General features: G+C 54.6%; 23 protein-coding genes and 1 tRNA gene. 15 read left to right on the top strand and 9 right to left on the bottom strand.

Features of this window, described 5'->3' with window-relative positions; genetic code table 11:
• Nucleotides 1–170 precede the first annotated feature (170 nt).
• From gltS to gabP, 4 genes are all read right to left on the bottom strand, one after another.
• On the bottom strand, nt 171–1,379 hold the full coding sequence (gltS, locus tag AP059_RS06310; RefSeq protein WP_059761430.1) for a sodium/glutamate symporter: 1,209 nt from the start codon (nt 1,377–1,379) through the stop codon (nt 171–173).
• A gap of 57 nt (nt 1,380–1,436) precedes the next feature.
• Complete coding sequence (gene hutG, locus AP059_RS06305) at nt 1,437–2,375, bottom strand: formimidoylglutamase (RefSeq protein ID WP_059761429.1); 939 nt, start codon at nt 2,373–2,375, stop codon at nt 1,437–1,439.
• Nucleotides 2,376–2,394: 19 nt separating this feature from the next.
• Nucleotides 2,395–3,120 carry an IclR family transcriptional regulator gene (locus tag AP059_RS06300; RefSeq protein ID WP_059761428.1) on the bottom strand — a complete coding sequence of 242 codons (726 nt, stop codon included), beginning with the start codon at nt 3,118–3,120 and terminating at the stop codon, nt 2,395–2,397.
• A gap of 194 nt (nt 3,121–3,314) precedes the next feature.
• The gene (gene gabP / locus AP059_RS06295; protein ID WP_059761427.1) at nt 3,315–4,706 is read right to left on the bottom strand and encodes a GABA permease; all 1,392 of its coding nucleotides are present in this window, start codon (nt 4,704–4,706) and stop codon (nt 3,315–3,317) included.
• Between the two features lie 544 nt (nt 4,707–5,250).
• Here gabP and AP059_RS06290 point away from each other — a divergent pair.
• Genes AP059_RS06290 through AP059_RS06270 form a run of 5 tightly spaced genes read left to right on the top strand, consistent with a single transcriptional unit; the run spans nt 5,251 to nt 9,485 of the window.
• A complete protein-coding gene (locus tag AP059_RS06290) occupies nt 5,251–6,024 on the top strand; it encodes an ABC transporter ATP-binding protein (protein WP_048364641.1) in 774 nt (257 codons plus the stop codon).
• 13 nt (nt 6,025–6,037) lie between these two features.
• Nucleotides 6,038–6,793, top strand: a complete 756-nt coding sequence (locus AP059_RS06285) for an ABC transporter substrate-binding protein (protein WP_059761426.1) — start codon at nt 6,038–6,040, stop codon at nt 6,791–6,793.
• A 58-nt stretch (nt 6,794–6,851) separates the two neighbouring features.
• Nucleotides 6,852–7,544, top strand: coding sequence for an ABC transporter permease (locus tag AP059_RS06280; protein ID WP_059761425.1), 693 nt, complete (start codon nt 6,852–6,854; stop codon nt 7,542–7,544).
• A complete protein-coding gene (locus AP059_RS06275) occupies nt 7,544–8,233 on the top strand; it encodes an ABC transporter permease (RefSeq protein ID WP_048364644.1) in 690 nt (229 codons plus the stop codon). Before AP059_RS06280 ends, AP059_RS06275 begins: the two co-directional genes overlap by 1 nt.
• Complete coding sequence (locus tag AP059_RS06270; protein WP_059761424.1) at nt 8,214–9,485, top strand: methyltransferase; 1,272 nt, start codon at nt 8,214–8,216, stop codon at nt 9,483–9,485. Before AP059_RS06275 ends, AP059_RS06270 begins: the two co-directional genes overlap by 20 nt.
• On the opposite strand, the gene uraH is transcribed toward AP059_RS06270, so the two are convergent.
• Together uraH and AP059_RS06260 are read right to left on the bottom strand one after the other, a co-directional pair.
• Nucleotides 9,448–9,858, bottom strand: a complete 411-nt coding sequence (gene uraH, locus AP059_RS06265) for a hydroxyisourate hydrolase (RefSeq protein ID WP_048364646.1) — start codon at nt 9,856–9,858, stop codon at nt 9,448–9,450. The genes AP059_RS06270 and uraH overlap by 38 nt on opposite strands.
• A 24-nt stretch (nt 9,859–9,882) precedes the next feature.
• A complete protein-coding gene (locus tag AP059_RS06260) occupies nt 9,883–10,362 on the bottom strand; it encodes a GlcG/HbpS family heme-binding protein (protein ID WP_059761423.1) in 480 nt (159 codons plus the stop codon).
• Nucleotides 10,363–10,497: 135 nt separating this feature from the next.
• Between AP059_RS06260 and AP059_RS06255 the strand changes: the two genes are divergently transcribed.
• The 8 genes from AP059_RS06255 (at nt 10,498) to AP059_RS06225 (ending at nt 17,976) form a co-directional block, all read left to right on the top strand.
• On the top strand, nt 10,498–11,172 hold the full coding sequence (locus AP059_RS06255) for a heavy metal response regulator transcription factor (RefSeq protein ID WP_048364648.1): 675 nt from the start codon (nt 10,498–10,500) through the stop codon (nt 11,170–11,172).
• The gene (locus tag AP059_RS06250; protein WP_059874956.1) at nt 11,165–12,556 is read left to right on the top strand and encodes a heavy metal sensor histidine kinase; all 1,392 of its coding nucleotides are present in this window, start codon (nt 11,165–11,167) and stop codon (nt 12,554–12,556) included. The genes AP059_RS06255 and AP059_RS06250 overlap by 8 nt, the downstream gene beginning before the upstream one ends.
• Nucleotides 12,557–12,628: 72 nt before the next feature.
• Nucleotides 12,629–12,704 (top strand) — tRNA-Thr (locus AP059_RS06245).
• A 164-nt stretch (nt 12,705–12,868) separates the two neighbouring features.
• A complete protein-coding gene (locus tag AP059_RS06240) occupies nt 12,869–14,197 on the top strand; it encodes a tyrosine-type recombinase/integrase (RefSeq protein WP_059762290.1) in 1,329 nt (442 codons plus the stop codon).
• Nucleotides 14,198–15,101: 904 nt separating this feature from the next.
• Complete coding sequence (locus AP059_RS06235) at nt 15,102–16,082, top strand: integrase domain-containing protein (RefSeq protein ID WP_059762289.1); 981 nt, start codon at nt 15,102–15,104, stop codon at nt 16,080–16,082.
• Entirely contained in the window at nt 16,079–16,354 is a 276-nt protein-coding gene (locus AP059_RS21945; protein WP_082706755.1) for a hypothetical protein, read from the top strand. Before AP059_RS06235 ends, AP059_RS21945 begins: the two co-directional genes overlap by 4 nt.
• A gap of 568 nt (nt 16,355–16,922) precedes the next feature.
• Nucleotides 16,923–17,171 carry a hypothetical protein gene (locus AP059_RS06230; protein WP_059762288.1) on the top strand — a complete coding sequence of 83 codons (249 nt, stop codon included), beginning with the start codon at nt 16,923–16,925 and terminating at the stop codon, nt 17,169–17,171.
• Nucleotides 17,146–17,976 (top strand): SDH family Clp fold serine proteinase, encoded by an 831-nt coding sequence (locus AP059_RS06225; RefSeq protein WP_059762287.1) that lies wholly within the window; start codon nt 17,146–17,148, stop codon nt 17,974–17,976. The genes AP059_RS06230 and AP059_RS06225 overlap by 26 nt, the downstream gene beginning before the upstream one ends.
• Nucleotides 17,977–18,692: 716 nt before the next feature.
• On the opposite strand, the gene AP059_RS06215 is transcribed toward AP059_RS06225, so the two are convergent.
• Entirely contained in the window at nt 18,693–19,553 is an 861-nt protein-coding gene (locus AP059_RS06215) for a DUF2971 domain-containing protein (RefSeq protein WP_082706754.1), read from the bottom strand.
• Nucleotides 19,554–20,257: 704 nt separating this feature from the next.
• Here AP059_RS06215 and AP059_RS06210 point away from each other — a divergent pair.
• Together AP059_RS06210 and AP059_RS06205 are read left to right on the top strand one after the other, a co-directional pair.
• On the top strand, nt 20,258–22,375 hold the full coding sequence (locus tag AP059_RS06210) for a DEAD/DEAH box helicase (RefSeq protein WP_059762284.1): 2,118 nt from the start codon (nt 20,258–20,260) through the stop codon (nt 22,373–22,375).
• A complete protein-coding gene (locus AP059_RS06205; protein WP_059762283.1) occupies nt 22,375–23,070 on the top strand; it encodes a DUF2290 domain-containing protein in 696 nt (231 codons plus the stop codon). Before AP059_RS06210 ends, AP059_RS06205 begins: the two co-directional genes overlap by 1 nt.
• A 133-nt stretch (nt 23,071–23,203) precedes the next feature.
• Here the strand turns inward: AP059_RS06205 and AP059_RS21940 are convergent, their stop codons facing one another.
• Both AP059_RS21940 and AP059_RS06200 read right to left on the bottom strand, forming a co-directional pair.
• Nucleotides 23,204–24,157: a reverse transcriptase family protein gene (locus AP059_RS21940; protein WP_082706753.1), complete on the bottom strand. Its 954-nt coding sequence runs from the start codon at nt 24,155–24,157 to the stop codon at nt 23,204–23,206.
• Nucleotides 24,126–24,440 carry a helix-turn-helix transcriptional regulator gene (locus tag AP059_RS06200; RefSeq protein WP_059762282.1) on the bottom strand — a complete coding sequence of 105 codons (315 nt, stop codon included), beginning with the start codon at nt 24,438–24,440 and terminating at the stop codon, nt 24,126–24,128. Before AP059_RS06200 ends, AP059_RS21940 begins: the two co-directional genes overlap by 32 nt.
• Nucleotides 24,441–24,466: the final 26 nt, after the last annotated feature.

Genomic DNA, 24,466 nt, shown 5'->3' with positions numbered 1-24,466 from the left:
CTTTGCCGCCGATCGCAGCCTCGTGTTACTCGTCAGCGACTACATGTTGGCGTTTTTTGTGTAGCCGCTGACGAGGCACGAGGCTGCGATCGAGTGCGCAGCGCTCGTAAATCTGATGACTGCGGTATGCCTGAATCACCGAGTTGAATGGTTTTTCGACGACTGTGGCATTAGCTAAATGCGTTGATAAACCAGGTGATCATCGGGATGGCCACGATGTCGATCAACACGGCGCCACACAGCGGTACGATGATGAAGGCTTTGTACGAGAACACTTTGTAGTGGTCGCAGATCGCGCCCATGTTGGCCACGGCGTTGGGGGTTGCACCCAGCCCGTGCCCCATGAAGCCTGCGCACAACACGGCAGCGTCATAGTTGCCGCCAAACAGGCGAAACAACACGAAGACGCACAGCAACAGCATGATCACCACTTGCACCACCAATATCACCAGCAGTGGCATGCCGAGCTTTTCCAGCTCCCAAAACTTGAGGCTCATCATGGCCATCGTCAGGAACATGCCCAGGCTGACGTCGCCGATAGTGCTAACGGCGTGGTCGGGTATGTCAACGGCCTGGGTGCGGTCATTGAGGTTGCGCAAGATGATCGCGACGAACATCGCGCCCACATAGCTGGGTAACACGATGCCTAAATGTTGTTGCAAGCTGGCACCCAGCCAAAAGCCAAGCACCATGATGACCACGATGCAGGTCAGCAAGCGCAGCAGCGTCGGTGCATCCAGAGCAGCAGGCGGGGTATGCACCACGTCTTCGAAGGCTTTGAGGTTGCCCACCGCTTCTGCCTTGACCGTGAGTGTGTTGCGCTCGATCAACCAGCGCGCCAGCGGGCTGCCAAGCAAGCCGCCCGCCACCATGCCGAAAGTAGCCGCTGCCAGTGCCGCGGTGGTCGCGCCCACAGCACCGAGGTTTTCGGCAATCGGTCCAAAGGCCGCCGCAGCACCAAAACCGCCTTCCAGCGAGACCGCTCCGGCCATGATCCCCAGCAGCGGGTCGATGCCCAGCACTTTGGCCACGCTCACACCCACCACGTTTTGCACCAGCGCCAGCCCCCAGCACGCCCCCAGGTAGATAAACAGCAATTTGCCACCTTTGCGCAGCAGGCCCAGGCTGCCGCCCAGCCCCACGGTGGTGAAAAACGCGACCATCAAGGGCGTTTGCAGGCTGGTGTCCAGGGTCAGGTCGAGCAGTTGGCGATCACGCAGCAACCAGATCAGCAAGGCAAAACCAAAGCCGCCAATCACCGGGGCTGGTACGCACAGTTGGCGCAGCCAGTAACTGCGTTTTTTCAGTTGGGCGCCCAGGCCCAGCAAGAGCAACGCGAGAGCGAGGGTGCTCAACGCATCCAGTTGAAATGTCAGCATGGCGAATTTCTCTTTTTTTTATGATTCAACAAGCGGTTTCAGGGATGAGCAAAAAACTTAATCAATCAGGCTGGCGAGCAAGCGCGCGCCAATGCGAGCAGTGCGGTTGTCGATGTCCAGAGCCGGGTTGAGTTCGGCGATGTCGGCCATGCGCAATTTGCCGCTGGCTTTGGCGCGGCGCACCAGGTGCTCGACGATCTGCATATCGACCCCGTGCGCCGACGGCGCGCTGACGCCCGGCGCCTGACTGGCAGGTAGCACGTCCAGGCAAATGGTCATGTACAGGTGATCGACGCCGCTCAGGAAGTCATCCAAAAAGGCTTCCAGGGCAGGCATGTCCCAGCTGTTCATGTGCCGGTCGAGGCGGTAACGCACGTTCAGCCGTTGGGCCTGGTCGAACAGGGCCTGGGTGTTGTTCAGTTGGCTGACGCCGAGGCAGCAATAGGCGAACGGCATGTTCGCGCGCTGGCAATACTCGGCAATCTGGCGAAAGGGCGTGCCGGAGCTGCTTTGCTCGCTATGGCGCAAGTCAAAGTGCGCGTCAAAATTGAGAATGCCGATACGCGGCGGCGCGGTGTGACAGCGCAGGTGGTCGGCCAGCCCGCTGAAACTGGCGAAGGCGATTTCATGCCCCCCGCCCAGCCCCAGCGGCAGGTGGCCTTGTTCCAGCAGGTGGCTGACCAGCGCCGCGTAGGTGTGCTGTGCGCCTTCGAGGTCGCTGCCCGCACATGCCACGTCACCTGCGTCGTAGAGCGGCGCCGTGCCGTGCCAGGCCAGATTGGCCAACGCTTTGCGCAAGGCGGGTGGCCCTTGGCGCGCGCCGGTTCGGCCCTGATTGCGTTTCACTCCTTCGTCACAGGCCAGGCCAATCAACGCCGCGCCCGTGGGCAGGCCCGGCGCCAGCGGCTTGATCCATTGATGCCAGCGCAACGCGCCTTGCCCTTCGGCGGCGTCAATGCGCCCGGTCCACAGGGTCATGTCAGGTACAACGGTCATGCAAAAACTCCCATTACAGTCAGTCCAGTCGGGCGCTCAGGCGCAGGGCTATGTCCTGCGTCCAACGGATCAGGCGCTCGCTGCGCGGGTGTGCGCGAAAGGCCGGGGCCATGAGGCTGATGGCGCCTTGCAGGCGCTGGCGGCTGTCGATCAGCGGGGCACTGACGCCCCAGATGCCATCGTCGATTTCACTCACGCTCACGGCGTAACCCTGCGCCCGGATCGCCACAAAGCTGCGCAGGTAATCGGCGCAGGGTTCGTCTTCGATGCCCTGGCTGTGCAGTAAAGCAAGGCTGTGGGCTGGATCCATATGCGCCAGTAACACTCTGGCCGAAGCGCCCACCAACAACGGCTGGGCCAGGCCTTTTTGGTAACAGCAGCGCAAGGGCTGCGGGCTGTCGACCAGCTCAATGCAAATCGCCTGGCCGTTACTGGGCACCATCAGCGCCACGCTTTCCTGGCTCAACTCGGCCAGGCGCCGGAGTTCAGGCTTGGCCAAGGTGACCAGGACGGCTTCGCGGTCGAATTTTTTCGCCAGTTGCAAACAGGCAGGCCCCGGCAAATAGCGGCCTTGGCCGTTTTCTTCAGCCAGGCCCCAGCGCAGCAGGGTTTTGAGATGACGATAGGTGCTGCTCAGCGGCTGGCCCAGTTGCTCGGACAAGGCGCGGGCGGAGATGGCTTCGCCCGCTTGCCCCAGCGTGACCAGAATGTGCAGCAGGCGATCCGTTGGCGTGTTGTCGTTCATTTTTGGCCCCATGCTCTTGGCTGCATGGTGCACGCAGTTTCTCATTAGCTGAAATACGATTCCCACGCAGTGAGAAAAAGCAGGCAGATAGTGATCAACGGTCAGTGGCTCACCGTTTTCAAACGCAAAAAAAGGCCGCCATCACGACACGATGGCGGCCCGGGTTGTACTCAGCCGTTCAAGCCGTCCTGGCTTCAGTTGAGTACGGGTGCCCCCATTCTTTCAAGGCGCCGACGGCGGGCTACCAGCAAGCCTGCCGTGACTACAAAAATGCTCAGCAGGCCGGTGGCCATGATCTCGACCCGGTGGCTTTCTTGAAACAGCATGAGGGTCAAAATCGCCACGATGAACACGATCACCGCCCAGGTCAGGCCCGGGAAGAGCCACATTTTGAATTCGATTTTCTCGCCCAGCACGGTCCGTTTTTGACGCATGCGCAGTTGCGACACGGCAATCACCAGGTACACCAACAGGGCAATGGCGCCGGAGCTGGCCAGCAAGAATTCAAACACCGCCGAAGGCGCGACATAGTTGGCGAACACCGCCAGGAAGGCTGCGCCGGTGGACATCATCACCGCCCAGTAAGGCGTGCCGCTGGCGTTGGTGCGTTTGGCCACCGCCGGGGCATCGCCCCGCTTGCTCAGGGAGAACAGCATGCGCGAGGAGGTGTAGAGCGCCGAGTTCAGGCAACTGGTCACGGCAATCAACACCACGATGTCGACGATCAGCTTGGCATTCGGGATGCCCATGCGGTCCAGCACGGTCTGGTAGGAGCCGAACTGTGCCAGGCCGGGGTCGTTCCAGGGCACCAGGGCCACCACGAGGAAGATCGACACCAGATAGAACAGGCCAATGCGCCAGATCACCGAGTTGGTGGCCTTGGTGATTTGCTTGCTCGGGTCTTTGGATTCGGCCGCCGCGATGGTGACGATTTCAGTGCCCATGAACGAGAACATGGTGGTCAACATGGCCGCCAGAACGGCGCCCATGCCGTTGGGCATAAAGCCCACGGTGTCGACCAGGTGCGACACGCCGCTGACCTGGCTGTTGGGCAAGAAGCCGAAAATGGCCAACACACCCAAAATAATGAAGCCAATGATCGCCAGCACTTTGACCAGCGCGAACCAGAACTCGAACTCGCCGTAGTTCTTGACGCTGAACAGGTTGGTGGCGGTCAGCAATAAGGTGATGACCAGGGTAAACACCCAAATCGCGGTGTCCGGGAACCACGCATGCAGGATGGTGGCAGCGGCGTTGGCTTCCAGTGGAATCACCAACACCCAGAACCACCAGTACAACCAGCCGATGGTGAACCCGGCCCAGTGCCCGATGGCACGGTCGGCGTAGGTGGAAAACGAACCGGTGTCGGGCGAGGCAACGGCCATTTCGGCCAGCATGCGCATCACCAGTACCACCAGCGTACCGGCGGCGGCGTAGGCCAGCAGCACGGCGGGACCGGCTTGTGCAATCGCGTGGCCGGAGCCTACAAACAAACCGGCGCCGATCACGCCGGCAATCGACAGCATGGTCACATGCCGTGGTTTGAGCCCTTGCTCCAAGTGGTTAGAAGACTGCGTATTGCTCATTGCGACTACCTTTTATTGAAGCCATTCCGAGCACCTGTGTTGACGTTCGTAAAAAGTAACCAACACAGGCGTTTCGAATCCTTGACGCAATAAGTGCGCCAAAATGTGACAAAGTGCCGTTTTACGCGGGCTGCAACGCCGTTCTAAAAAAATCGTGATGGCTTTAGCGCAAGGCTTTCAATCAATTTGTTACCGTAACACTCAGTTACACCCGCCCAAACGCACCAAAATTACTCATTTGTGCCGCACAGGCCCAAAACCGGTGCGCATCTTTGACCTTTAGTAGGTTCGTGCTTCCAACGAGGGGCCAAAACTGGCACCATCGCGACCTTTTTTACGCGATACCTGTCTGGCCGAACGGCGAAACACGGGGTCGGTTGTTGTCTACGCGACAGTCTGCTGTCGCAATGCGACCCACAGCCACCCGTAAGCTTTTTTGTGCCAGTGAGGCAGTTGGTTGCCCTTGCGACCCTATGCTAGCTTGGCCTTCGCCAGGACGGCCGCCCAATAGCAGGATCGCACCCGAACACAATGAGGACCGCACATGGCTTTGGCCACGCCCGCGCTTGAAATCCGCAATTTGCACAAACGCTACGGCGAGCTTGAGGTACTCAAAGGTATCTCGCTGACCGCACGCGACGGCGACGTGATCTCGATCCTGGGTTCTTCCGGCTCCGGTAAGTCGACACTGCTGCGCTGCATCAACCTGCTAGAAAACCCGCACGAAGGCCAGATCCTGGTGGCCGGTGAAGAGCTCAAGCTGAAAAAGGCTAAAAATGGCGAGCTGATCGCTGCCGATGGCAAGCAGATCAACCGCATGCGCAGTGAATTGGGTTTTGTGTTTCAAAACTTTAACCTGTGGCCGCACATGAGCATCCTCGACAACATCATCGAGGCGCCGCGCCGCGTGCTGGGGCAAAGCAAAGCCGAGGCCATTGAGGTGGCAGAAGCGCTGTTGGCCAAGGTCGGCATCGCTGACAAACGCCATGCCTACCCCTCCGAGCTGTCGGGCGGCCAGCAACAACGTGCCGCCATTGCGCGCACGCTGGCCATGCAACCCAAAGTGATTCTGTTCGATGAACCGACATCGGCACTTGACCCGGAAATGGTCCAGGAAGTACTAAGTGTGATCCGCGCACTCGCCGAGGAAGGCCGCACTATGCTGTTGGTCACCCACGAGATGGGTTTTGCCCGTCAGGTGTCCAGCGAAGTGGTGTTTTTGCACCAGGGCCTGATCGAAGAGCAAGGGTCGCCTGAACAGGTTTTCGATAACCCGGTTTCAGCGCGCTGCAAACAATTCATGTCCAGCAACCGCTAACGGAGCAACACGCATGCAGAACTATAAAAAGCTTCTTCTGGCCGCTGCCGCCACGCTGGTGTTCAGCGCCAACGCCCTGGCTGTGGATAAGTACAAAGTCGGCATTGAAGGGGCTTACCCTCCGTTCAATAACAAAAACGCCAGCGGTGAAGTGGTCGGTTTTGACCCCGATATCGCGATGGCCTTGTGCGCCAAGATGAAAGCCGAGTGTGAAATCGTCACCTCCGATTGGGATGGCATCATCCCGGCACTGAACGCCAAAAAGTACGACTTCATCGTGTCTTCGCTGTCGATCACGGACGAGCGCAAACAGGCCGTCGACTTCACCGACCCGTACTACTCCAACAAGCAGCAGTTCATCGCCCCTAAAAAAGTCGACTTCAAAACCGATGTTGAATCCTTGAAGGGTAAGGCGCTGGGGACCCAGCGTTCGACCCAGGCCGCGACCTGGCTGGATGACAACCTGGGCTCTGACGCCACCATTTCGTTGTATGACACTCAGGAAAACGCCTACCTCGACCTGACCTCGGGCCGTGTAGACGCGTTGCTGGCTGACAAGTACGCCAACTTCGACTGGCTCAAAAGCCCGGCGGGCCAGGCCTACGAGTTCAAGGGTGAGCCGGTCAACGAAGATGACAAGGTCGGCATCGCGCTGCGTAAAGGCGACAACGAACTGCGCGCCAAGCTGAACCTGGCCCTCAAGCAGATCGTTGAAGACGGCACGTACAAAAAGATCAACGACAAGTACTTCCCGTTCAGCATCTACTGACCTGCCTGACCGGCGCGCTTTCGGGCGCCGCCGGTCCCTAGCAAAGCCTGCCTAACCCATGACTATCGACTTATACGGATTCGGCCCCGCGCTTGCCGCCGGTGCGCTGATGACCGTCAAACTGGCACTCACTGCGCTGTGTCTGGGCCTTGTGCTCGGGCTGCTCGGTGCATTGGCCAAAACCTCGCCCTACAAGCCCGTGCGCTGGCTGGGCGGTGCTTATTCGACGCTGGTACGTGGTGTGCCGGAGCTTTTGTGGGTGTTGCTGATTTACTTCGGCAGCGTGAATGCCGTGCGCGCCCTTGGCGAAGTCATTGGCATGCCCGAGCTGACCCTCAGCGCCTTCGCGGCCGGGGTGATCGCACTGGGCCTGTGCTTTGGCGCCTATGCCACCGAGGTGTTTCGCGGTGCCATTTTGGCCATCCCAAAAGGCCATCGCGAAGCGGGGCTGGCCTTGGGCCTGTCCAAACCGCGTATTTTTACCAAGCTGGTGCTGCCGCAAATGTGGCGCATCGCCCTGCCAGGCTTGGGCAATCTGTTCATGATCCTGATGAAAGACACCGCGCTGGTGTCCGTCATTGGTCTGGAAGAAATCATGCGTCAGGCACAAAACGCCGTGACCTTCGCCAAACACCCGTTCACCTTCTACATGGTGGCCGCCGTGATGTACCTGGGCCTGACCGTATTGGCCATGGGCACGATGCACGTGCTTGAAAAACGCGCGGCGCGCGGCTTCGTGAGGAGAACGTAATGGTGTGGGAACTCTTCCTCAAGTGGCTGCCCAAGCTGATTCAGGGCGCGACCCTGACGCTGGAGCTGACCGCGCTGTCGGTGATTGCCGGTTTGATCGTGGCCATCCCGCTGGGCATCGCCCGCTCGTCCAAGCTGTGGTACGTGCGCTCATTGCCGTACGCGTACATCTTTTTCTTCCGTGGCACGCCCCTGCTGATCCAACTGTTTTTGGTCTATTACGGCCTGGGACAGTTTGAAGCGGTGCGCGAGAGTGTGTTGTGGCCCTACCTGCGCAGCCCGTTCTGGTGTGCGGTCATCACCATGACCCTGCACACGGCGGCCTACATTGCCGAGATCCTGCGCGGTGCCATTCAGGCCATCCCGCCGGGTGAGATCGAAGCCGCACGCGCGCTGGGCATGTCGCGTTTCAAAACCCTGGTGCATATCGTCATGCCACGCGCTGCGCGCATCGGTCTGCCGGCCTACAGCAATGAAGTGATCCTGATGCTCAAAGCCAGCTCGCTGGCGAGCACCGTGACCTTGCTTGAGCTGACCGGCATGACGCGCACCATCATTGCGCGTACGTATCAAACCGTGGACATGTTCCTGATTGCCGGGATGATCTACCTGGTGATGTCGTTTGTGCTGATTCAGGGCTTCAAACTGCTGGAGCGCTGGTTGCGCGTCGATGCCTGCCAAGGACGGTGAGCCAGGCGTGTTGCGCGGCGAGTCATTGCTCGCCCGCTTCCAGGCACTGGATGCCTTTTTAAGCCAGCACCAGCACCTGTGGCGCCCGCGGCCCTTCACTGCGCTGAATATGCCGTGGGAGGCGCATCACCCCGAGCTGGCGCAGTGGTTGCGCCAGCGTTCGTTGCAACACGCCGAAGCCAGCCACAACCGCCCCCACCACCTGCCCGCCCCGGCGCCGTTCCCTGAATGGGCAGCCACCTCGCACGCCTTAAGCACCGTGGGTGCCTTGACCACGCGACCCGTTACAAGCGCACCCCCGCGCCTGCAGGTCGACGTGCCGGGGCGCAAATGGCAACAGATCGAAGCGTTCGCCCAATGCCTGACCTTCACCCGCACGCCCACGCACTGGCTGGACTGGTGCGCAGGCAAAGGCCATTTGGGACGCCGTTTAGTCAACGAGGCGCAACAACTGACGTGCCTGGAGTACGACCCGGCGCTGATCGAGGCCGGACAGCAACTCAGCCAGCGCCACGCCCTCAGTGCCCGGCATGTGCAGCAAGATGTGCTGTTGCCTCAGGCCGCTTCGCAGCTCACGGCCGACATGACCCCGGTTGCGCTGCATGCCTGTGGCGACTTGCATGTGCGCTTGCTGCAACTGGCCAGCGCCGCAGGCTGTGGACAACTTGCCCTATCGCCCTGCTGCTACAACCGCATCAGCGCCACGCACTATCAGCCGTTATCCACAGCCGCTCGTGCTTCGGGCTTGAGGTTATCGCGTGACGATCTGAGTTTGCCCATGAGCGAAACCGTGACCGCAGGCGAACGGGTACGCCGCCAACGCGACGAGTCGATGGCGCGGCGTTTGGGGTTTGATCTGTGGCAGCGCCACGTGCGGCAGTGTGATGAATACTTATCCACACCCTCATTGCCCAGCACCTGGCTGAACAAGCCATTCGCGCTGTATTGCGAGGCGTTGGCGGCGCTGAAAAACTTATCCACAACCGGCACCGAAGACTGGCCAGCGCTGGAGACGGCGGGATGGCAACGGCTGGCGCAGGTGCGCAATCTGGAGCTGGTACGCGGCCTGTTCAGACGCCCCTTAGAGCTGTGGCTGGTGCTGGATCGGGCGTTATACCTGAGCGAAAACGGCTATGACGTGCAAGTGGGTGAGTTCTGCGACACCCACCTGACGCCGCGCAACCTGATGCTACTGGCGCAGCAACCTGCGAAACCTACGAACCCCGATACGTCGAGAACCCGTAGGGGCTGAGCAGCAGCGGGATGTGGTAATGCTGCTCGACATTTTTCACTTCAAAAATCACCGGGATCTCCGGGAAGAACGTGTCGCGGCCAACCTTTTTGAAGTACTCGCCGGTTTTAAACACCACGCGGTATTCGCCCGCCTCCAGGGCCTGTTTGGCCGGGAACAGTTCACTGATTCGCCCTTGTTCGTTGGTCACGCCCTGCGCCAGCGGCTGCCACGTTTGAGCGACGTGTTTTTCCAGGGTCACGTTGACACCCGGCGACGGCAAGCCGTTTTCAAGGTTCAACACATGCACGCTCAAGGGGTTAGCCGCCGCCAGCGCCAGGCTGGACACAGCGCTAAGGCCCACAGCGGCCAGGGTCATGCGTAAAGTTTTCATCGTTCATCCTCCAAGTCATCACAATTAACGCGTAATAGTCAGGCCCAATGCTTGCGCGGCCTGCACTGCACAGGCTTCATCCTGCTCAGCCCCGCCAGCCCCGGCCACGCCCAATGCGCCCACCAACTCGCTGCCTGCAAACAGCGGCACACCACCGCCCAACAGCAACAGTTCGGGGATGGAATTGAGGTTGGCCGCTTCAGGGTTATTGCGTGCCCGTTCGGCAAACAATCGGGTCGGGGTTTTGGTCGACAGCGCGGTATAGGCTTTGCGCTGACTGGCCAATAAGTTATGTGGCCCCACGGTTTCCGGGCGCAGGGCCACCAACGTATTGCCACCGCGATCGAGCACGCTTAACGCGCCGGTGCAGTGCTGCAACGTGTCATCGGCCAATTGCCGCGCCGTGCTCAAATCAAGATCGGCATGGCGCACCAGTGTGGGCGCGGCATGGGCCGTGACGGCGAGCGTCATGGCAACGCCTGACAGCAAGGTTTTCAGCATCATGGGCAAGCTCCTGAACGAATGAGGCCACCTTAACGGCTGCACCTCGTCAGAACCCCGTCAGTTGGATTACAAGTTTGTAATAGGCAATGCCCGCGAAGGCGCCTAGCCTGTGCAGACGAATGATTGAGGTGTGCGATGCGTTTGTTAGTGGTGGAAGACGAAGCCAAGACCGCCGATTTTTTGGCCAAGGGCCTCAAAGAGTCAGGCTTTGCGGTGGATGTCGCGCTGAATGGTCTGGACGGGCGTTATTTTATTGAGCAGCAAGACTACGACCTGATCATCCTCGACGTGATGCTGCCGGGGCTTAACGGCTGGCAATTGCTGCAATTGATTCGCCAGCGCGGTGCGACCCCGGTGCTGTTTCTGACCGCCAAAGATGCCATCGAAGACCGCGTGCGCGGGCTTGAACTGGGTGCTGACGATTACTTGCTCAAACCCTTCGCCTTCGCCGAACTGCTGGCCCGCGTGCGCACCTTGTTGCGCCGTGGCCCGATGCGTGAAGCCGAGTCTTACAGCATCGCCGACCTAGAAATCGACGTACTGCGCCGCCGTGTCAGCCGGGGCGGTCAGCGCATCAGCCTGACCAATAAAGAATTCGCCCTGTTGCAGTTGCTCGCCAGCCGTCAGGGCGAAGTGCTGTCGCGCACCTTGATCGCCTCGCAGGTGTGGAACCTCAATTTCGACAGCGACACCAACATGGTCGAAGTCGCTGTGCGCCGCCTGCGCTCCAAAGTCGACGACCCGTACATGCCAAAACTTATCCACACCGTGCGCGGCGTGGGTTATCAACTCGAAGCCGCGGATGAGTAAATCCATTGCCTGGCGTCTGGCACTGGCGATTGCGCTGACCTGCGCGCTGGTCCTGAGTGTGATCGGGGTATTTCTGTACCGCTCGCTGGCCGCGGAGCTGGCGTTTCGCGACGATCAGGCCCTGCTCGGGCGCCTGGAGCAGATGCGTGCGTTGTTGCATGACAGCGACAGCCTCACGGCCCTGCAAGCGCGCCCGCGCCTGTATCAGAACATGCTGGGCAATCAGGACAGCGTGCTGGTGGTCAAACGTCAGGACGCCAGTCAGGTCATCGCCATCAACCCGCACCGGCAGGTGCTGCCGCAAGTGCAGCCCATTACTCTGGACCGGGCGCCTGCGCGGGACGACATCCAGACCCTCGACTCGCTGGCCTTGCTCGCCGGTATGGCACAAGGCCCGGCGGGCGAAAGCTTGAGCATCACCGTGGGCAAACGCCTGGATGAGCGCGAACACATTCTCGCCAGCTATCGCCTGCGTTTATACGCAGCGGTGATCCTGGGCGGGTTGCTGGCGTGGGGGCTGGGCTGGTTGTTATTACGTCGCGGGCTGCGACCGTTGCGCGAGCTGACGCAGGCCATGCGCGGCATCAACCCGCGCAGCCTCGACCAGCGCATGCCTGTGGATAACGTGCCCACTGAACTCAAAGAACCGCTCCAGGCGCTCAACGCCATGCTCATGCGCCTTGAAGGCAGCTTTGAGCGACTGTCGCAGTTCTCGGCCGACCTGGCCCATGAAATCCGTACACCGCTGCACAACTTGCTGGGCAGCAACAGCCTGGCGCTGAACCAGTCGCGCAGCCCGGCCGAGTATCAGGACGTATTGGCGTCGAACATCGAAGAATACGAACGCCTGAATCGCATGGCTGAAAACCTGATGTTTTTGGCCCGGGCCGAACACGGCCAACGCCCGCTGAACCTGCAATCACTGAACCTGCGTGAGATGGGCGACGAACTGTGCGACTACTTCGAAGCCTTGGCCGAAGACCGTCAGCTACGCCTGGGCAACCAACTGCATGGATCGCTGACGGCCGACCTGCACCTGCTACAACGGGCGCTGAGCAATCTGATGGCCAATGCCGTGCGCCATGCCGAAGCGGGTTCAAACGTGCAATTAATCAGCCGCAGCGATCCCCATCATCAGTGGGTGGGCGTGCATAACATCGGCCCCCCGATTGACCCGCAACACCTGGATAAACTGTTCGACCGTTTCTACCGGGTTGATCCCTCACGGGCAGCACCGGGTGATTCGGGCGGGCTGGGTTTAGCCATCGTGCGCTCGATTATGCAGCTGCATGGCGGCGACGTAGAGGTGCGCAGCGACGCTCAAGGCACCGTGTTTGAATTAAGGTTTTTACGCCAACCTGCAAGCCCGTCGAACGCCTGCTGAAAGACTTCGAAAAATAGTCTGTTATCAGGGGTTTACAAGCTCAAACATCCGGGTATACTCGTCGCCCATAACGCCGGTATAGCTCAGTTGGTAGAGCAACTGACTTGTAATCAGTAGGTCCCGAGTTCGACTCTTGGTGCCGGCACCACATTAGGCTCCATTGCATTCCACCGAATGCTCTGGAAGCCCCGAAAACCCGCCCTTTGGCGGGTTTTTTCGTTCCAGGACCCTCTGTCGGGAACCAACAAAATCCCCCTTCCCCAAGGGTATGTTAGGGGTACTGCGATTTCCCGGTCAGGAAAGCGTACCCCTATGCCACGTCTTGCGATCCCCCTCAGCGACCTGCAATGCCGCACCGCCAAAACCCGCGAACGCGCCTACAAACTGTTCGACGGCGGAGGCATGTACCTTTTCGTCAAACCCAATGGCGTGAAGACCTGGCGCTTGAAGTACACCAAGCCCAACGGCAAGGAAGGTACGCTCATCATCGGCAATTACCCCATCGTTACCCTTTCCGTCGCACGACGTAAGCGAGACGAAGCCAAGGCGTTGCTGCTCGACAACCTCGACCCAATGGAAGAAAAGAAGAAGGCCAAGATCGTAGCCCAGCGGGCGGCACTGCTTTTCGAAACCGTTGCCCTGGAGTGGCACGCCGATATGTCTCGCCGCTGGACCGAAGGACACGCAAAAACCGTGATGAGCCGACTGCGTACCCACGTCTTCCCGCTGATCGGCCAACGACCCATCGCTGAACTCGATACCCATGACCTGCTAGAGATCACCCAGCGCATCAAGGAACGCGGCACCATGGATGTGGCGTTACGGGTACAGAACTACTTATCCACCATCATGCGCGGGGCCAAAAGGGCTCGGCAGATCACCATGAATCCTGCACTGGATCTGGCAGGCTCGATTCACGCGCCGCGCACAGTCCATCGCCCCGCCCTATCCCTCAACCGCCTACCCGAACTGCTACAACGCATCGACAACTACAACGGTCGCGAGCTGACGCGCCTTGCCGTCCTGTTGACGTTGCATGTATTCGTCCGCTCCAGCGAACTACGCTTCGCGCGATGGAGTGAGTTCGACCTCCAACGCGCCATGTGGGAAATCCCCGATACACGCGCACCGATTGAAGGGGTACGTAACTCCACGCGCGGGACCAAGATGAACGGCGACATTCAAATGGTTCCGCTATCGCCGCAGGTCATCGAAATACTGGAGCGCCTGCGAAGCCTCAGTCGTTTTTCAGAGTTAGTGCTACCGGGAGACCACAAGTACTGGAAGCCCATGTCCGAGAACACGGTGAACACCATGCTCCGTAACGTCGGCTATGACACCAGCAAGGACGTATGCGGCCACGGCTTCAGGACCATGGCCTGTAGCGCCCTCCTGGAGTCCGGGTTATGGACCGACGCAGCCATCGAAAGACAAATGAGCCACAAGGAACGCAACCGTGTGCGCGCCGCGTATATCCACAAGGCTGAATTCCTCGAACAGCGTAGGCTAATCATGGCGTGGTGGAGCAACTACATCGACGCCAACCGCCATGGGCATGTGACGCCCCACGAATTCGCTCACCCAGTCGGCGACAACATCACAGCCCTACAAAATAGCCGTGGCGCATCCAAACGTGGGTAAGCCTGTGAGATCACCGTTGTCCGCCCCTCCACGCGGGTCCATCCAAGCGGGGCTGCAAAGCCGCCCTGCTTGGATGGACCTCATTTAAAAAATCTAAAGCCCACGCAAATTGTCTGTGGAAAACCATAGATTTCCACCGGTGGATAATTTCATCCACAGCCGCAGAATTCCCGAAAATTCGAGCCTTGACCCGAATTATCCACAGGCGTAGAAAAGATCGGGCAAAGCGCTGTCTTTGACAGCAACCCAGGTAGCCAGAACCTTTAAGGCTACGCCACACCGTGGTGGTTCTCCCAAAGTGCGATTAGCGTCCGGCGGCTCGCACGGTCACAGCGATGTGATGGATGCCTACTTTTACCAATGTGCCCACTGCGGCAACTTCCCCCTTTCATAGCTGCCCTGCAGCAACCTATCCGCTTGGCCATTTCATTGAGCCAACCTGCGCCCGTCTCTTTCTCCCGGAAAGAGACGGGCGCTCCTACCACTGCTGCAGCCCACCTCGTACAAGGCATTGCGGCATTTCCCCTCGTGACAATCGGCGTGACAAACACCGAAGTCACTAGCAACAGCGATGCAGATGGTGGTGCCGCAGCCCAGGGAATGGACTGCACCTGACTGACAGTCAGGCATGCCCCGGTCATCGCCTCACTGCCTTCACCCGACTCAGGTTCTCACGGCATTGGTCTCGTCAGCCAGTGCAGCCTCCACCCGCCCACTTCTTCGGAAGTGTTCAGGAGGCCAGATCATGAGATGCCCAAACTCCCGGTCGTAAGGAGCCGTCAGTCCCGCGTTAGTGGACAACCCTCACAGGCCGCAGGGGCCTTGATCCCTGATAACACTCAACATTCCTGGCGGGATGACGTGGGGAAGGTTTTAAAGTTTTGGCTTCGAGAGGAGTTCGATCATGGCATTGGTCGGTAGACGGGATGGGCGCAATTTTGGCTATGGCCGGCAACTGAGTTATGCCGGGCCGCAGGCGCTGAAAGATCTATTTGGCGGCGGGCATTACGGCACGGTCAAGGCGCACAGTGATCGCTGGCAGGCATTTGTACGTTGGTGCCGCTCGGAGAATGGGCCGGGGTTTAACGATGCGCGGCAGATTGATCGGCGGACCTTGTTGGACTACGCCGGACATCTGCGCCAACAAGTTGAACAAGGTGAGCTGGCCATCGCCACTGCGCAAAACCGGTTGTCCAGTGTGAATCGGACCATGGCCGCGCTTCGCGGTGATCAATATGTGAAAGTGCCGAGTCCGAGCAAGGCGTTGGGAATGCGGCGCACCAGTGTTCGCTGCTCGGTTCCGCAAGGCCAAGACCGCGAACAGGTGAAGCGGATCGTCGACGTGCTCTGCGAACACCAAATGCCGCGCGCGGCGGCCATCGCTCAGCTGGCGCGAGCCACCGGCATGCGCTTACGCGAGGCCATATTGGCGGACCTACCGCGTTTAAAACGTGAGGCAGAACACTACGGCAAGATGAACATCCAGGATGGCACCAAAGGGGGCCGCGAAGGTGCGTCGGCACCTCGATGGATCACGGTGAACGATCACATCCGCAATGCCCTGGCATTCGCCCATCAGGCCTCGCCCGACGGTAGCCGCAACCTGCTTGCACCGGATGAAAGCTACCTAGATTTCCAACGGGGGATAGTCCGCCTCGCACGGGATATCCTCCATACGCACCACCTCAAAGGCTTCCACGAATTGCGGGCATCTTTTGCGTGCGAACGCTATGAGCAAATCACGCAGCATCCTGCGCCCATCAACGGTGGCCATTGCTATCAACTCGACCGACGCCTAGATCAGGATGCCCGACTGCAAATCAGCTATGAGCTAGGACACCGCCGTATCGGCGTGGTCTCGGCTTACATTGGTGGTCGAGCATGAGCACGGCATTCGATATGGAGTTGTTCCTTTCAGGAGTCTTGAGCGGGTCGCATACCACACGCGAACGCCACCTTCGTCAGGCAAAGGCTATCCAAACAGCAATCGCTGAGCGCTGGCAACGCGACAATCCATGGACTTGGCAGAGAAAACACCTTGCGTGGTTTTTAAATCGCCACCTAAATCAGCGTACTGAATCGACGCGCTATTACTATTTGCTGACCGTACAAGCACTCACTCATCGCCTAGGTAAACCCTGGCAGTTCAACCGCTAAACGAGGCTCAGAAAACGGCTGTGGACTCAACCGATCGATGCAACCGTTGGATATATTTTTGAGCTAAGGCGTGGATAGGGAATCGCTTTCTTTCTGACGATGCGCACTCCGTAGAGGCCAATAAAATCAAGCGCGCTGGTTATATGAACAAGCCCATAACGGTCTCCGGCGGCCTACGTTTTTCCCTAAATCTGCCCTAATCCCCAGCACCGACGCTAGCCTCAACCCGGGTTCGCTGTTCGGCTGATCCAACGCTTCATCAAATCGAACTCGACAAGCTTGTAAAAACCAGACTACTGTATATATGAACAGCTTAATGATGATCGAAAAGCGGTACTAAATCGAAAACGATGATTCGCGTTGCCGAATGCCCCATACGACCATCCGTCGAATGAACCTTCAGGCTTTCTCAGCGTTTCCGTCCTAACGCGATTTTCTACGAATTAATAATTTGACAGCGGGCTTGACGTGGCGATAATCGCGAGCCACTTTGTGTAAGCAATGTGCGTATCCTGTGGATAACTTGCATTGGTTACGTGCACCGCTGATCTTCTGAAAGGAGCAGCTTATGACCAGCGTATTTTTTAGTGAATCAAGCGCGATGGTTCAGGCGCGAAATTTGTTCGGAACCCGAACAGACCAGGCCCTTGTAAAAGACGAGGTTACCTCGCCAGCCAGCCGTGACCCCTACGAGGCTATTCGTCGCGCTAGTGAGCGGATGAACGCCGGACAGACCATTTTCGCCCTTGGTGAAAATCACACTACTCAAGATGAACAGGAAGTTCGACGCCATGCCGGACTGCTTTCCGCGATCTAAGACGCTTCCCCCGCAGTCGCCGCTATTTTGGGTCACGCATAAAGATCGGTATCTTCGTCAACAGCTTATCGCTGACATTCAGGAAGATACCGGTCGCGATCTCATCGTCTATTTCACCGAATGCGAGCAATCAGGCGCGCAAATCGATATGGGCGACGATGTGCTTTTCGCAGAGTTACTGCGAGGCTCCCTCGGAAAGCCAATCGACTTACTGCTTGAGACCAACGGCGGCTATACCGATCCGACTGAGAAAATCTGCTCCCTGCTTCAGCAGGCGGCTCCAAACCTGCGGGTTATCGTTCCCAGACGAGCAAAAAGCAATGGCACGGTAATCGCCATGTGCGGTTCGACAATCATGATGGGTGTTGAATCGGAATTGGGCCCAATTGATCCGTTCTACAACGGGGTTCCTGTAGATTTCATTCTCAATGCGCCTCCGGGCTCGTTCAACCCGATTGAGTACCAGCTCGCCTCCACTACTCGCGGTCAAACAGAAAAACTTGCGCGCGAGCTTCTATCGCGAGGAATGATGTCGCATCTGGGGCCGGAAGATATAAATGAAACGATATCGAAAATGGCGACCAGGGGGCACTACCACTCCCACGGATCCGTCATAGATATGCGTGAAGCAGCCCTGCTCAAATTGAACGTTACAGAGCACGTAATGGACGACGCTCTTTGGCAGAAACTTTGGCTGCTCAGAACAATGTACCAATACGACTGCCTACAATCGGGCTACGCAAAAATCTTCGAAGCTCAAAAACTAAGCAGCGCCGTTAAGGTTGCCCCTCGTCCTGCACCCTAAGGCCCCAGTGAGCTCGTCATGAGCTCACTGGATCCCCTCATGTGCCCGGCACATCAGACCGTAACGCCCCCCATATCGCCGGCGTGAGCTCTGATGGGCGGCGATCGGCAAAGCAGTCATTCGGAGAGGGCAGCTTCCGACTCAAATCCGATACCGGCATGGGATGCGACTGTTACCACTGTGCGTGAGGCGCATCAATATTGTTGTGGCCAACACTGGGCATTAGTAACTGAATACATGCCTGCGACACGCTGTCTGCTATGGCATAAATTGGCTGCTATCTATCAATCCCTAAGCGTTAGACACGAATCACCCCCGTCTATTGCCTTCTGAAGCTTCTGCTTGAGCAACGGGAGTTCTGACGCGGTCAGCGCAAGCGGTCTCCCTGCCATGCCAAGAAACGCCGCCAGGGCAAGGCCTGAGTGCTTGACTAGTACCACCAAATGCTCGCCTCGCGGGCCATTGCTTCCGTTCCTCCAATTCTTAACTGTCCTCTCATTCGCGTTCGTCCACCGCATCAGTGTTTTTATCACCTGATGCGTTTCACCAAGCTCCATATGTAGAACTCTCTCTATTCCAGCCGCGTAATGCTCTTGAGCCAGAAAAGAACTGCCCATTTTCATGAACATTTTTCTCTCCCCGATCTTCTACCTTCTTTAGAGTCAAGGTCTACACGGACTTGGGTACTCGGACCATCTAAACTGCGTCGTAACACATCATAGTTTTTTCTGTGTAAAAATTCTCTGCATTCCGTACGGGGGATTGTTCGTTACAGCGCCATCATCATAATAAAAATCAAGAAAATACCCGTCATCGTGTAATCGAGCATGATTGTAAGCAATATGCTTATAGTCGGCATCGGACTTCAGAGTTTTTATTATATCGAGTTTTTTATCGTTTGGCATTTTTGAGCCAAAAGTTATACTACGAACTTTACTCTTTATAATTTTAAAGAGATGCACCCCGCCATTAACACTGTCTGCTTTTGCTAAGGGCAAAATAGCACGATATTCTTGTTCATAACTCCACTCTACGGACTTCCTTAACAAGATTGAATCAAAATTATCGTCTTCAATATCTTCAAATGTTAAGATTTCACGCTCATCTCTATATTCCACCAGTTTCATGTCTATACCTTCGACAAAACCCGCTTCAAATTCAATTACAAGGCCTTTGTGCGAATCACCATAGTGTGACCACATGAGTAAATTTGTACGCGGATCACTTTTGTCGGGCATGGAAACTGTTAAAAACTGATTTATTTTGTCGTTTGATGACACGCTTAAAACTCCATATTCAGCAATCTTACTATCAAACACCTTTCTCATCTGGTCTACCTGATAATGTCTTTCACTTGAGTACTCATAATCAGACTCGTCAAAAGACAAGCTTTCACATTTTCCTTCCGAAATGTCTTGCAGTAACTCAAAATACTTGCTTGCGATAGGGGTTATTGTTGGGTTCAACTCAAATGGGTCATTAAGATCCGTTACGGGTGTGAATCGAATCATGCCACCCGTCAATATATCTAATCGATCAGAACTGACAAATTTGTAGAAGAACATTGGCTGCTTCATGGAATGCTAAACTCCCCGAGAGTTAATCTTTATTTCAATTACAAAAGAAAATTCAATTAAATATAACTACATTAATGCTTTGGGCATTACCCTTCATCGTTAGGCATCCGTCCCACGCCAGCTGGCAAACGCTCCCTCTCGCATCTTCTTCAAGTCGCCGTTATTAGATGAAGGTATCCCCCCGCGAGAGAACGCTTGGGCACCGGCTATTCTTGTCAAAGTTGGATCGGCTCTGCCTGCGCGCCAGGCTTCGGTTTCCCCAGTCAGCTCTAAGAACGGACGCCTGTTTTATGCGATCCAACGCGATTTTATGCGAATCAATGCGATTGGGCATTCTTTAATTGGCGATTTAAGTGTAGTCGCATAAAGTTGCGTAGGATTTGACGGCAAGATGTGTGTTGTGGGCCCACAAGCTTCGCTTGTTCCCCCAGCATCTCCCTTGTTCGCCGCGGGCTCAATAGGCAGTCTTGCTCCGCGAGGCTTACCGCCGCTGCCGCGACTCAGGAGCATCGGCGGAACCTTAAGATGCGTTGAACGCTAGCTGTGCTCGTTCGCGCCAGGGGAGCACGAGCCATATTTTCTAGCAAAATCAGGTTCGCCATGCGTTTACAGGAGTACCGAATTTCTTCAAAATACTTTGATATCTGTGAAGCGACGAACAAGAAAGTATGTCAGTGGGCAAGCCCTAAATTAAGGATGATCAATTGGAAAAGATTATTGCTACGGAAGTTCCGCCTCATGGTCTAGATAATGAGATACTTACATATCTGACTGCCAACTCAAATGAATTAAAGTTGGATGATGCGGTAGTTTATTACGGCTTCCCTGTCTTCAAGGACTATGAGCACGAAACGATAAAGTCAAAGATATTGATCTTATCGAGAGTGCACGGGCTGGTATTGCTTCAGACGTCCGTAAAATCAAACTTAGAGGTTGATGACGAGAATCTCAGTCAAGTTTTTAGTTTCATAGATTCCGCAATCCGTAAAAGCAAACTACTAAGAAAAAATAAAAAAGAATTACACGTTCAATTTGAAAGTGCTATTTTTTGCACCGAACAATTGGACGGCGATGATCTAGAAAATGAAACGATAACCTCTATTAATGGGATTCAAACATATCTGGATGAGTTTTCCCATGACGAGTCGCCACTTGGTGATGAAATCTTTGACGAGGCTAGAGCTATTATTGAGGGTTCTAAAGCTCTCTCAAAACCTTCCCGACGAATCAAAATCTCAGATGATCCCTCCACAAAACTTAATATTCTCATTGAATTAGAGAAAGAAGTATCTAACTTCGATATCGACCAGAGAAAAATAGCTATTAGTTTGATCAATGGTCCTCAACGAATTCGAGGTTTAGCTGGCTCAGGAAAAACAGTCGTCTTGGCAATGAAGGCTGCACACATTCATTTGCAGCATCCTGATAAAAAAATACTTTTTACATTTTATACGAAAAGCTTGTATGAGTTGATAAAAGAGTCCGTTTCTAGATTCTATAGACACTTCGCTGGAGATGAGCCTAACTGGGAAAAAATAGACATTCTACATGCTTGGGGAGGGCGAAAAATTGATGGCGTCTACTACAATGCGTGCATTGAAAACTCTTTGTCCCCAATCGCATTTCAGGTGGCAAAGAGCAACAACCCTAACGACCCCTTCAGCTTCATTTGCGCAAAGCTTGAAGAGCGAACATTGAAACAAAAGTATGATTACATTCTGATTGATGAAGCACAGGATCTCCCCAACGATTTTTTCAAAGTGTGTTACCAGCTTGCGAAGGGGGAGCTTGGAAGTGATAAAAATATTGTCTGGGCCTATGACGACTTACAGTCAATATTTAACGTATATCAACGTACACCCGAAGAACTTTTTGGTAGTGATAGTGACGGAAATCCAAAAGTCGATCTTCGCAAATTCAAAGCGAATTTGAGTTATGGTCAGAGCAATGACCTAGTGCTCTATAAGTGCTATCGAAATCCTTTAGAAGTGCTCGTGACCGCTCACGCGGTAGGTTTTGGTCTTTATGCCGATAAGCCCGTGCAAATGCTTGAGAATCAAGAGCATTGGGAAGACGTCGGGTATACTGTTGAATCAGGGGAGTTAGTCGCTGGTACTCAAGCTAAAATTACCCGCAGCCGCGAAAATAGTCCGCTTTCAATTTACCAGCAACAAAGCAAGAGTGATCTAGTTAAGTTGTATGGTGCAGCATCAATTGACGAAGAATGCTCTTGGATTACAGACGGAATTTCTGCTGCGTTGGCCGAGGGATTGAAACCTCACGATATCCTTGTTATTTCGCTAGATGATTTGAACGCGAGGACATATTTTTCAAAAATTTCCCGCACACTAGCGCAGCATGGAATAAGATCTAATAATCTTCTGACTTCAATTTCGGCGGCGCCTCCATTTACTCTAGACGACATGGTGACCTTATCCACGGTGCATAGAGCAAAGGGTAATGAGGCATCACTTGTTTTCGCAGCCGGTATTGATGCGATATACCAATACAAAAATCACAGAAGTGGAAGAAATAAATTATTCACCGCATTTACCAGAACCAAAGCATGGTTGCGAGTTAGCGGTTGGGGTGATAAAGCTAACTATTTCTTCCGTGAAATTGAGGAAAGTTTATTAAATGCTCCAAGCCTGATATTTGAGGTCCCAAACATTGAAGAAATTGAAACAATCCAGCGCGATCTAGACAGTAAAAGCTCGGAAATATACAAGCTGCACCAAATGGTAGGTGAACTTCGCGATCAGGGCTTCTCTGAGGAGGAAATTCAGTTAGAGTTGAACCTGGCGTTTGGGAAGGGAGAATAATGAGCGCAATCTTCGATAGGAGTGTCAGGAAAACTGTAGATTTTGCGTATGAGACGGGTATCGCGTTGCAGTGCGGTCCGATAAGCTCATTGAAGGCTTCGTCAGATTTTAAAAAAGCCGCAAGACAATCCAATAGTTATAGCCAAGTCTATGATGTTGGTGCGAAAAACCAAGATTTTAATCTGATGCTCAAGGACCATTCATTTTTCCAATTTACAGAAACTGTCGAACGGAAAGATGTCCGTTTGGCTTACTACCCAAATCCCTATTCTTTTATTGAATATCAGGATGATCGGCAAACCGCAGATAGCATGCTAGCTAGCGGTGATATAACGTTACAAGAATTTGAGCAGTTAATCAGTGAAGGGAATTTAACGTTCGATATTCCAATTATAAGATATGATCTTTCAACAGAGCAGTATTGCTCAAAGTACCACCCGGCCGCACATTTTCATATTGGATTTAGAGCTGAGAACAGGTGGCCTGTTAACAGAGTTCTTTCTCCGTTCGCATTTTTCATGAAAGTCCTTTTCTTGTACCACCCTATAATCTGGCAGGAAAAAGGCGGATACGAAAAAGAAGGGGAACTGGAAAATAGCTTTGAGGAAGCATACATACGAGAACTTTCATTGTGCTCTTTGCTGGAAGACGACAATTTTCAGGAGACTGAAGGCCGCCGATTACATTTCCGGTAGTGAGTCTTCCCACGTAGTACCTATGAGGTGCTCCGTGGGAAATAGTGGATCGAACATAGTTTAGCAGAAGATAAATTCTGACCTCAAAGTTTTCGGCAGTATGCCCGAGTAGCATTGCGCTACGAGCACCAGATCAACCACCGCTTGGCTGTAATCGACTATCACTGATACGTCCGATTCGCCGAGCCTCAAGCAGCCCTCCTCGGAGAGAGCGTTTCGCATATTTTCCGTTTACTATCGCATGAGCCCCTTCCTCACTCAAAATTGTGGATAGTTTACGAATACTTCTAAAGCGAGAGTAAGTAGCCTCAATTCCCCCGTTAGCTACTATTACTCCGGTTATCAGAGCTGGCATTCCATTTCTGTAAAATTTCGTTTTATCTTTCCGTATGCTCAATCCATAACGCCTACAGGTGCTTTCTATCTCTTCATGAAACGATGCGGGTATTTTTAAACCTGAGAAAGTCAAGTCATCTACAAATGTCGAAAATCTTAAGCCATTTTTAATGGCCAAGGAGTCCAGACGATCAAACATGTCTTTGCATGACCACATGGACAAAAGTGAGCTTACTGGGCTCCCAACTGCTAATGCACCTTTATAAGTAAGAAGGTTGCTCAAAATACCTGCGACGTCGGGGGAGCAAAGCATAGCGTCTTTGAAGAAATAGTATACAAATTCTCTCTTTACCGAGCGAAAAAAATCTTGTACATCCATCGTTAAAAATTCCCAGGACTCAACATGCGCTAACGCATTCGTTACGTAAGACCTCGCAACGATCGAGCCATGAGCATAACCAGGGGTCTGAATCCCGGACAGAAGAGTATGTACCCGGGAATGAACCTTTTTAAGAAAAAAGTTGGGGACACTAGCTTGTCTAGCTTTTTTCCTTTTTCCCGTCAACTCGTTAAATTCTTCTTCTATCTCGACTAAGTGATAATTTCGGTCGTTATCGCACAGGCTTTTTATGTTCGCCAAGGATACTCTAAGAATTGCACTTAGTTTTTTCTTGGAAGTAAGCTTATAAAGGGCGCACTGGTTTAAGTGGAATCTTTTTTTATGCAGAGACCTTCTTCTTCTTTGACTCATTTCTTTTAAGATTCCATTCCAGTATCGTTAAAATCGAGGAGGCAAACCCAAGTCTAACCTTTTCAGTGACTTTTTTATCATCGACGTGCTCAGAGAAGAATATTATTGATGACAGAGGAATCTCGAAATACTCGCTGTATTTCATGAGGATTTCTATCGATGGCTGTTTTTTGCCAGCCTCTATCTCAGAGAGATAAGAGTTGGATAGCCCTAACTCAGCTGACAGCTGTGATTGTGTTAGCGTGTTGTATTTTCTTATCAAGGATAGTGCTGTGGAAAGCATAATAGCCACCTATATGTAAGTGGATT

The organism is Pseudomonas sp. TAA207 (genome assembly GCF_001529285.1).
Classification (GTDB): Bacteria; Pseudomonadota; Gammaproteobacteria; order Pseudomonadales; family Pseudomonadaceae; genus Aquipseudomonas; species Aquipseudomonas weihenstephanensis.
This window is presented reverse-complemented; position numbering and strand designations above follow the sequence as displayed.